This is a genomic window from Bacillus bingmayongensis, from assembly GCF_000299035.1.
Classification (GTDB): domain Bacteria; phylum Bacillota; class Bacilli; order Bacillales; family Bacillaceae_G; genus Bacillus_A; species Bacillus_A bingmayongensis.
Window position 1 is genome coordinate 3400 of record NZ_JH921533.1, and the last position, 8860, is coordinate 12259.

13 protein-coding genes are annotated in these 8860 nt (G+C 31.2%); 8 read left to right on the forward strand and 5 right to left on the reverse strand.

What is annotated here, in order from left to right; genetic code table 11:
- The first annotated feature begins 177 nt into the window (after positions 1–177).
- Both Y7E_RS0128690 and Y7E_RS0128695 read left to right on the forward strand, forming a co-directional pair.
- Positions 178–477, forward strand: a complete 300-nt coding sequence (locus tag Y7E_RS0128690; protein ID WP_017154618.1) for a DUF2089 family protein — start codon at positions 178–180, stop codon at positions 475–477.
- The gene (locus Y7E_RS0128695; RefSeq protein WP_017154619.1) at positions 477–770 is read left to right on the forward strand and encodes a hypothetical protein; all 294 of its coding nucleotides are present in this window, start codon (positions 477–479) and stop codon (positions 768–770) included. The genes Y7E_RS0128690 and Y7E_RS0128695 overlap by 1 nt, the downstream gene beginning before the upstream one ends.
- A gap of 348 nt (positions 771–1118) precedes the next feature.
- Here the strand turns inward: Y7E_RS0128695 and Y7E_RS0128700 are convergent, their stop codons facing one another.
- Genes Y7E_RS0128700 through Y7E_RS0128715 form a run of 4 tightly spaced genes read right to left on the reverse strand, consistent with a single transcriptional unit; the run spans position 1119 to position 1832 of the window.
- Entirely contained in the window at positions 1119–1265 is a 147-nt protein-coding gene (locus tag Y7E_RS0128700) for an aureocin A53 family class IId bacteriocin (protein WP_017154620.1), read from the reverse strand.
- A 42-nt stretch (positions 1266–1307) separates the two neighbouring features.
- Positions 1308–1454, reverse strand: a complete 147-nt coding sequence (locus Y7E_RS0128705) for an aureocin A53 family class IId bacteriocin (RefSeq protein WP_017154621.1) — start codon at positions 1452–1454, stop codon at positions 1308–1310.
- Between the two features lie 42 nt (positions 1455–1496).
- Positions 1497–1643: an aureocin A53 family class IId bacteriocin gene (locus Y7E_RS0128710; RefSeq protein WP_017154622.1), complete on the reverse strand. Its 147-nt coding sequence runs from the start codon at positions 1641–1643 to the stop codon at positions 1497–1499.
- A gap of 42 nt (positions 1644–1685) precedes the next feature.
- Complete coding sequence (locus Y7E_RS0128715) at positions 1686–1832, reverse strand: aureocin A53 family class IId bacteriocin (RefSeq protein WP_017154623.1); 147 nt, start codon at positions 1830–1832, stop codon at positions 1686–1688.
- Between the two features lie 244 nt (positions 1833–2076).
- On the opposite strand from Y7E_RS0128715, the gene Y7E_RS0128720 reads away from it, so the two are divergent.
- The 6 genes from Y7E_RS0128720 (at position 2077) to yknW (ending at position 8083) form a co-directional block, all read left to right on the forward strand.
- A complete protein-coding gene (locus Y7E_RS0128720; RefSeq protein ID WP_017154624.1) occupies positions 2077–2568 on the forward strand; it encodes a PH domain-containing protein in 492 nt (163 codons plus the stop codon).
- A 20-nt stretch (positions 2569–2588) separates the two neighbouring features.
- Complete coding sequence (locus Y7E_RS0128725) at positions 2589–4091, forward strand: PH domain-containing protein (RefSeq protein WP_017154625.1); 1503 nt, start codon at positions 2589–2591, stop codon at positions 4089–4091.
- Between the two features lie 125 nt (positions 4092–4216).
- Entirely contained in the window at positions 4217–5419 is a 1203-nt protein-coding gene (locus tag Y7E_RS0128730) for an efflux RND transporter periplasmic adaptor subunit (RefSeq protein ID WP_017154626.1), read from the forward strand.
- Complete coding sequence (locus tag Y7E_RS0128735) at positions 5416–6096, forward strand: ABC transporter ATP-binding protein (protein WP_017154627.1); 681 nt, start codon at positions 5416–5418, stop codon at positions 6094–6096. The genes Y7E_RS0128730 and Y7E_RS0128735 overlap by 4 nt, the downstream gene beginning before the upstream one ends.
- Complete coding sequence (locus Y7E_RS0128740) at positions 6093–7283, forward strand: ABC transporter permease (RefSeq protein WP_017154628.1); 1191 nt, start codon at positions 6093–6095, stop codon at positions 7281–7283. The genes Y7E_RS0128735 and Y7E_RS0128740 overlap by 4 nt, the downstream gene beginning before the upstream one ends.
- A gap of 125 nt (positions 7284–7408) precedes the next feature.
- Positions 7409–8083, forward strand: coding sequence for a YknW family membrane protein (gene yknW / locus Y7E_RS0128745; protein WP_017154629.1), 675 nt, complete (start codon positions 7409–7411; stop codon positions 8081–8083).
- A 284-nt stretch (positions 8084–8367) separates the two neighbouring features.
- Here the strand turns inward: yknW and Y7E_RS0128750 are convergent, their stop codons facing one another.
- Entirely contained in the window at positions 8368–8757 is a 390-nt protein-coding gene (locus Y7E_RS0128750) for a GntR family transcriptional regulator (protein ID WP_017154630.1), read from the reverse strand.
- Between the last annotated feature and the right edge of the window lie 103 nt (positions 8758–8860).

Genomic DNA, 8860 nt, shown 5'->3' on the forward strand with positions numbered 1-8860 from the left:
CGAATATTTGTTCATGTAATGGTTATACTAAGAATTTGAGAACGTATCAAATATCAACACTACACTTTAACAGAGTTTAATCTTTTAAATAAAATTAAAATAAAAATCAATTTTAATTAAAATAAAGTTGATTTTTATTTTAATTATGTTAAAATTCAATTAAAGGAGCTGAAGTTTATGAATTTTAAAGACATTCCGAATTGGCTATTAAATTTAGAGAGTGAAGACATTGAGTTTATTAAAAATTTTATTTTACACTCTGGATCTTTGAAAGAAATAGCAAAAATTTATGATGTTTCTTATCCTACAGTGAGGGTACGGGTAGATAAGCTAATTCAAAAAATTAAAGTGAATGATACTGATGAAGATGAAGAGTTCATTACTTTTATTAAAAAACTCTCCATCGAAGATCGTATTAATTTAGAAGATGCAAAATTGATAATTGAAAAATATAAAAATGAAAGAGGGGATAATTAATGTTTCGTCTATACGGATTTTTAATTGCACTTTTATTAATTGGGCTTCAATACTTTTTGTCAAGAAGAGAAAATGTTTATTTGGGAATGGGTTTACCTGTTTTATATGTGGTAACACTACTATATCTATGGATGTCTGAGACTTTAATTGTCAAAGGGAATACACTTATCTTCATTATTATTATTTTAGGTGGATTAGCTATTTTATTAGGAATTTGGATTAAAGGAAGAGAAGAACTAAAAAATAAACAGAAAAAAGAATTAGAAAAAATGAAAACCAAGGATATGAAGTAATCGATTAGAGATAAAAAGCATTAGCTTCTATCGACTTGTGACTGAGTTTGAGTACAATACTCATTGATTTTTAAATTTTTGTTATGAAGGGAATATATATCATACACATTGCCTTATAATAATTGGGATGAACTTTTAAAAATATAATTATTGCTCTATATGTTCTTTTTTTAAATAAGGAAGGATGTTATAATGTCTCTAATGCTAATGGGCTTTTAGAGGATGGTGTAAGAGTAAACGGTTTATAGAAGTAAGGTATGAAAATTAATAATCATTATATAAAAAAGGATAGAACTGCAGATCCTATCCTTTTAGAATTAATTGGTTTAGATTATGTAATTACACCAATTAGCTTACCATGTCATTAATTTTATTGATAATCCAGTCAATAGCCATACCATCTCTAATCCAGCCTAAAACTCTATCTTTGTTAGCCCAAGCCCATCTAGCAGCTCTAGCTCCTAGTTGAGCTACGATTCTTAAAAATGTAATCATGTTATATTCCTCCTAATATAGTAATTGTAAAATTAAAAATTCTTAGTTTACCATGTCATTAATTTTATCAATAATCCAGTCGATTGCCACACCGTTTTTAATCCAATTTAAAACTCTATCTTTGTTAGCCCAAGCCCATTTAGCAGCTCTAGCTCCTAGTTGAGCTACGATTCTTAAAAATGTAAACATGTTATATACCTCCTAATATAGTAATTGTAAAATTAAAAATTCTTAGTTTACCATGTCATTAATTTTATCAATAATCCAGTCAATAGCCATACCATCTCTAATCCAGCCTAAAATTCTATCTTTGTTAGCCCAAGCCCATCTAGCAGCTCTAGCTCCTAGTTGAGCTACGATTCTTAAAAATGTAATCATGTTATATACCTCCTAATATAGTAATTGTAAAATTAAAAATTCTTAGTTTACCATGTCATTAATTTTATTAATAATCCAGTCAATAGCCATACCATCTCTAATCCAGCCTAAAATTCTATCTTTGTTAGCCCAAGCCCATCTAGCAGCTCTAGCTCCTAGTTGAGCTACGATTCTTAAAAATGTAACCATAATATACCTCCTTTTGAATTTTTTGGTGAATGCTTTTGCGATTATAAATATATCTGAATCTTCAAATTGTGTCAACTTAATTTTTAGAAAAAAATTTATATTAAGTTTTTTAATATTTTATTCCAAAAAAATCTATACATGGATATATTTTTAAGTATAATTATTAAGAGGATCTTTATTGAAAATTTAGAATTGATAGATTGTTAATATGATTTAATTATCAAAAAAGGGGATTGAGATTGAAATGATAAAAGAACCACAACAAAAAATCTCACCAAATGCAGTAAAAGTATGGAGGATAAGTGATGCAATTACTTATACTACTGCACTTTGTGTATTAGGAATTCTTTTGTTTTTACAGCATTATTATGATTGGAAAAGCTGGATAAGTATTATTTGTTATATCATTATTGCTTTACTCATTATTTCTTCCATATTCGAACTATCCATAATACCTATTTATCGACAGCGAACATGGCGTTATGAAATTGATGAAAATTATATTCAATTAAAACATGGAGGAGCATTAATGAGAAAGCATCTAATAATACCGATGACGAAAGTACAATATGTAAATACAAATCAAGGACCAATATTACGAAAATTTGGTTTGTCTACGTTAACAATAGGTACAATGGCTTCAGAACATGAAATACCGGCTATTTCTGAAAAGAAAGCAACAGAATTAAGAGCGAACATTGCATATTTAGCTGGAATCAATGAAATAAATGAATAAAATAGGAGGGCTATCATACAATGAAGCAAGAATTAGCATATGACCAAATAGCTCAGCGAATGCATCCGTTATGGATGCTCTTTTCCATGGTTAAATCTATAAAAGAACTTATTCTTTGGATTGTTTTTTTTGCTATTTTTATAAGTTCAAATTCTAATCCTATTTTTCTGATTGTAGGTGTAGTAGCAGGAGTTGTTTATCTAATTTATAATTTTGTTTCAATATTTCTTGATTGGAAACATTTTAAGTATGTATTTACTGATAAAGAAATGTACATTTATGAGGGACGTTTTATTAAAGAAAATCGTTTTATTCCATTAGAACGTATCCAAGGTATTAGTCAAAATACACACTTTTTTCATCGCTTATTTGGACTAACATCACTTTTATTAGAAACTGGTTCCAATGAAAAAAAATCCTCTATTAAACTTGAAATGATAACTTATGAAGAAGCTGCACGGATACAAGAACATTTAGGACATATTGGTTTTATTCCAAAAAAAGAGAATGAATCAGATATACAGCAAGTAGAGTTAATAGAATCTAAAGATATTTCAAGGGACAAACATTATAAAATGGCGCCTAAAGAAATATTGGTTAAATCACTTATGTCACTTAAATTACTTTTATTGATCCCATTAATTCAAGAGATTTATTCTAATATAAATGATTTTATTTCCATAGACGGTTATATAAATGAAATTACCTCTTTTTTTCAAAAATCATGGTTTCTAATGACTCTTGGCATTCTTATTCTTTTAATAATGTCATTAGCTTATGGGATAATTAAGACTTATATTCAATATGGGAACTTTGAAGTCACTTCTGACCAACATCGAATTTTTGTTAGAACAGGTGTATTTAATGAAACTGAATTTTCAATTCCAAAGGAGAAAATCCAAGCTATTAATATTAATACTAATCTATTAAAAAGATGGTTTGGTTTAGTACAAGTAAAAATTATAAGTATTACTGATATGGAAGATAAGGAAATGAGAACTGCTAAAGTACTCTTTCCACTTATAGATAAAAATAGAGCTTTATCACTAATTCCTGAGATTCTACCAACATTTAAAATTGATACAAGAATGATTAGTATTCCAAAATATACAATTTTTATAAAGATGGTACGATTAAGTTATATTTGGATCATAAGTACGATACTTACTTATTATTTTTGGTCAGAGTTTTGGTATATCCCAATAATATTATTCGTACTTGTTAACACATCACAAATATTAAACTGTTTTTATAGTGGTTACAAACTTAATGGGGAATTCATTCAATTGCAACGGGGAGGATTTTCAACAAATTTATTCATAACAAACCGAAAGAATATTGAAGAGTTGAAAATAATAGAATCAGGGATACAAAGTCCATTTGGCCTTGTTACTCTTCAAACTTCAACACGTGCTAAACCAGTTAAGAAAACAAAGATTTTAGATATCCCAAAGGATGTAGCTGTACATTATTATCATTGGTATGGAAGTAACAAGAAACATATAAAAGCAAAAAAAATCTAGTATTAAAGAAATGAGATGCAATCACATATTTGATTAAATAAGTATTTGTATTCAAACTTTATTTTATATTTTTGAATCCTTTAAATTCGAAATAAAGACTATGCACAAAAAGGAGAACAATTTCCATGCTAACAAATTTAGATACAAAAAAAAGGAAAACAAAAAAATGGATTATCCTCGGGGTTATTGCGTTAATTGCTATCGTTGCAGCTATTAATATTTTCGTGATGCAAGGGAAGAAGAAAGAAACGGCGAAAACAGATGCTGTAAGTTTTGAGAAGGTAACAGAGCGTAAGCTAAATAATACAAAATTAATTTCGGGACAAGTAAAACCAGGAAATATTGAAAGCTTCTACTCAGATCCGACTAAAGGAAAAGTGAAAGATATTGCGGTGAAAGAAGGACAAGAGGTAGAAAAAGGAACAAAATTATTCTCTTATGATAATGAAGAAGTCAATTTACAGATAAAGCAAGCTGATCTTGATCAAAAGATGGCAGATATGCGTTACGATCAAGGAAAAAAGAAAATAGATTCATTGAAAACAGAAATTAAGAAGGCGAAAGATAGCGGTGCTACGAAAGAAGTAATAGATTCAATGGAAGAGCAAGTAAATGAACTAGAAATTCAGCAAAAGACAACGGACCTTGAGAAAGAAAAAAGCAAATTACAAGCAGAAGAATTAAAGAAAAAACAGAAAGAACTTACGATTTATAGTAATTTCGCTGGTGTTGTACAGAAGTTAGATAAAGATGCAGCACAAAGTTCCTCACAAGTAATAGGTGGACAAGGAAAATCATTTTTACAAATTGCTTCTAAAGATCCATTCCAAATTCAAGGGACATTAACGGAACTTCAGAAGTCACAAATTCAAAAAGACCAAACATTTACTGTAACTGCAAAAGCGAATAATAAGAAGAAATGGACAGGTAAAATTACAGAAGTAAGTGAATTCCCAACGAGCGCAGAAATGGATCAAACTGCAGGTGCAGGTGCAGGTGCAGGTGAGGGAACTCAAAATATGTCTCATTATACATATAAAGCAAGTCTTGATGGGCAAGAAGGTTTATCTCCAGGCTATCATGTTTCTTTACAAGTAAACTTAGAGAATAAGACGATGATTGCTGTTCCTAGTAAGAGCATTGTAGAAAAGGATAATGATGCATTTGTTTACATAGAAGGAAATGGTAAACTTCAAAAACAAAATGTAAAAAAAGGTGCTACTGATGGAGATTGGACAGAGATTGTTGAGGGTGTAACAGTTGGGCAAAAGGTTGTAAAAAATCCTTCCGACAACGTGTATGATGGAATGGAAGTGAAAGAAAAATGATTACGTTAAATCATATTTCTAAAACATATTATCAAGGTAAACTAGCAGTGCCAATTTTACACGGTATTAGTTTAAAGATTCGAAATGGTGAGTTTATTTCCATTATGGGACCATCTGGTTCGGGGAAATCAACGTTAATGAATATTATTGGTTGCCTAGATCGTCCAACAGAAGGTGAATATACGTTGAATGGTGTAAATATCTTAACAGCAGACGAGGCAAAACTTGCTCTTATTCGTAATGAATACCTTGGTTTTGTATTCCAGCACTTTAATTTATTACCGCGACTTTCAGCGGTGGAAAACGTTGAACTTCCGCTCATCTACGGTGGCGTGAAGAAAGCAGAGCGTCGTCAAAGAGCGCTTGAAGCACTTAGTAAAGTTGGATTATCGGACAGGGTTCATCATTTACCTAGTGAATTATCCGGTGGGCAAAAGCAGCGTGTAGCGATTGCAAGATCAATCGCCAATAATCCAACATTTATTATGGCAGATGAGCCGACAGGCGCTCTTGATACGAAGTCTGGTGAACAAGTTATGAATATCTTCACGAAGTTAAATGCAGAAGGTACGACAATTGTTATGGTTACACATGAAGAAGAAGTAGCTGCCTATTCCTCCCGTCGTATCGTGTTACGAGATGGGAAAATTACAGAAGATAGAAGGTGTGCAGTATGAGTTTACTAGATAGTATAAAAATTGCCTTGTCTTCTATTTTAGCTCATAAACTGCGCTCAGCCCTGACGATGCTTGGGATTGTTATCGGTGTAGCTTCTATCATTACCGTTGTTGCAATTGGACAGGGTGGGGAAGCGACGTTAAAGTCATTATTTGCTGGTAAGGGAAATAACGTTGTTCCTATTCATTATACCCCAGATATTAATGATTCATTTGATACAGAAAACCCTAAGCTAACTGAGGAGGACATTTATGAAGTACAAAAGATTCCAGAAGTAGCATATGTTCTTACAACAAACTCTAGTATGGAGCCTCTTGATATCGAAGATAAAAAAGAAATGGTCAGTATTACAGGATTAGATAAGGAATATTTTAAAGTTAATCAAGTGAATGTATTAAAAGGACGGTCATTACAAGAGTCTGATATTATCCAAGGAAATAACGTAGTCATGGTTAGTACAGGGATGAAAGAGAAAGTATTTAAAAAGCAAAATCCTATTGATAAAATTATTGAAATTAGAGGTCAACCAATGCAAATTATTGGTGTATATAAATCAGATAATGATTTTATGGGAATGGAATCTTCAGAGGCTCTAATTCCAATTACATTATGGCCAACGTTATATGGAAAAGATGAAATTCAAAATATTTCTGTGCAAGCAAAAAATGTTGATAACTTAGAAGTAGCTGGAAAAAAAGCAGTTGAAGTATTAAATAGCCGCAAATCAAGCGAGTTTACAGGTAAATATGAAGTAACGAACTTAAAAGAACTTCAAGATGGTATTTCTCAAATGACAAATATCATGACTATGATTATCGGTGGCATCGCTGGCATTTCCTTAGTTGTTGGTGGCATTGGGGTTATGAATATTATGCTTGTATCTGTAACAGAGCGCACACGCGAAATTGGAGTACGTAAAGCACTTGGAGCAACGCGCAGTAAAATATTATTACAATTCTTAATTGAAGCGGTTATGGTAACGCTTCTTGGTGGATTAATTGGAATTGGTCTTGGTTACGCGGGCGCTTATGTTGTATCTATTTATGCGAAATGGCCACCACTTGTTTCGTGGGAAGTTGTTGTGGGAGGCGTATTATTCTCTATGACGCTTGGTATTATCTTTGGATTAATTCCTGCAAACAAAGCAGCAAAATTGGATCCAATTGAAGCACTTCGTTATGAATAGGTTTCATGTATAGTAAAGATATTCTCTTTACTGTACGTGATTCTATTAGACAAAACGTTGGTTTTTGAGAGATAATACGAATTGACTAATAGAACGTAGTATATAAACACAAGGGGGCTATCAAAATGGAATTAAATGTTGATAAACAAGAGGTTATTGGAGAGAAACCGTCATTATTAGGAATGATTACATCTCCAAGTTTACAATTTGAAAGAATGAAGAATAGTAATGTCATTTGGAGAGGCTTTTTGCTATTAGCAATCTTAACGGGTATTGTATATCTAATTAATACATATGCGTATGTTCTGTCTCCAGAAGGTAAAAAAGCAAATGCAGAGTTTGGGTTAGATGTCTCTTTAAATTGGCAATTAGGGAGTGGTTTTTTTACAGGAGCTATTGGTTTTATGGTAGGTGCTTTTATTACTGCAGCTTTTTATAAAATATTAATGATGTTTATGAATAACGATACGTCTTATAAAAAATTATTAGCAATTTCTGTTTATGGAAGTATTATTACAACACTTGGTTTACTTATAAATAGTCTTTTGGCTATTATCATTGAAGGAACCGGACAAGAAATGTATACAGGTTTGGGTTCTTTGTTTTCTTCATCTAATGATGTTTTGCATGGTGTTATGAGATCATTTGAAATTTTTACAATTTGGTCATTAGTTATATCTGCGTTAGGATTACATATTACAGCCGGATTAAGTAAAAAACAGGCAACAGTGGTTGTAATCATCTTCTTTATTTTATCATTAGCTCTTGGGGCACTTGGTGGTATGATGCCAAAATTTTAAGTGTAGATGCTAGTGTTAAAAGGCTAGATATTTAAGTTTTTTTACCTTTTTCCAGTAGAAAATATCTTCCTTCAAAATGTGAAGGTGTGGAATCTCTCCATTGGCTGGGAGAAGATTGTTGATAAGTATAAATAAACATATTTAAAAGGATGTACCTTAATTAATATCTTGCAAAAATAACACTAACAAGTATAAAGAGAACTGGAATGACCCAATGAAATAAGACAAGGAATAAAAACCTCCGTATATTCGTATTTAAATTAAATACGAATATACGGAGGTTTTTATTCCTTGCTTGATATTTCAAATTTCCCCATATCTAATGAGGATTGGAGAATTAAAAGAATCTCTTTTTCGGTGGCATTTAAATTTTTTATATCATTTATAAATTTATCAACCAACTCTTTTATCATTTTTGTACGAAGTTCTTTGATTTTTTCTTCTCTATTGGTTATATATCTTCCTATTCCTCTACGTGTCACACTAACCTCTTCTTTCTCTAACTCTTGGAATGTACGTTGAATCGTATTTTGATTTACTTCTAATTCATTAGCTAATGCACGTACAGTAGGAATTTTATCTCCTATTGCCAAACGACCGGTTGCGATTTCTATTTTAATAAATTCTATTACTTGAATATATATTGGTATATTAGGTGAAAAATCAATTCTCATTTCCTTACCCCTCAAAATTAATTTGTTAACTATATAATATACTGGTTCTGGTGCAAAGGTAAAATAGGTTCTGTTGCAAAGATTTCTAAACTGAGATAACCTG